A 757-nucleotide genomic window follows, 5' to 3' on the forward strand; every position below is an offset into this window, starting at 1 on the left:
CTCGCGTGGTTATCGCCAGTCCAAGGCCCGTGGATTAAGTGCTCGTTGCCTTCGCGATGCTGTGCTGATTGAACGCATTAGGTGCTGTTCATCAGGATAATTACGGTGTTTACGGGGTGTGGAAAATGTGGCATGCTCTTCGCCGTGAAGGAATTGATATCGGGCGTGAACAAACCGCTCGGTTGATGCGCCTGGCCGGTATTTCTGGCAAAGGCAAAGGCAGATCACCTATCACAACCCGAAGAGTTAACGTGCCTGATCTGCGCCCGGACTTGGTCGAGCGTGAATTCAAAGCTCAGGGTCCAAATAAGCTGTGGGTGGCCGACATTACGTATGTGCGCACGAAGAAAGGCTTTGTGTACGCCGCGTTTGTCACCGACGTTTACTCCCGCCGGATCGTTGGGTGGGCGTTGTCAGACTCAATGCGGACTGAAGCACTGCCGCTGCAAGCTCTCAACCAAGCGATCGTGTGTGCTGAGGAAACAACAGGTCTCATTCACCATTCGGATCACGGGTCCCAGTACGTCAGCGTGGTCTACAACGAGCGACTAGCCCAGCACGGTATTGCCGCTTCCACTGGGACGGTTGGCGACTCCTACGACAATGCTCTTGCTGAAAACGTAAACGGCTCCTACAAGAACGAGCTAATCCATACTCGCAGGTGGGATGATGTTGTCGAGGTAGAAATCGCGACGTTCGAGTGGGTGTCATGGTGGAACGAGACAAGGCTCCACCAAAGCTTGGGATACCGAACCCC

General features: G+C 54.4%; 1 pseudogene. It reads left to right on the forward strand.

Annotated features, from left to right (window positions below):
* Positions 1 to 757 (forward strand): annotated as a pseudogene (locus HMPREF3148_RS02025) (IS3 family transposase); the annotation flags it as partial.

This window comes from Corynebacterium sp. HMSC05D08 (assembly GCF_001807215.1).
GTDB classification, from domain to species: Bacteria; Actinomycetota; Actinomycetes; order Mycobacteriales; family Mycobacteriaceae; genus Corynebacterium; species Corynebacterium striatum.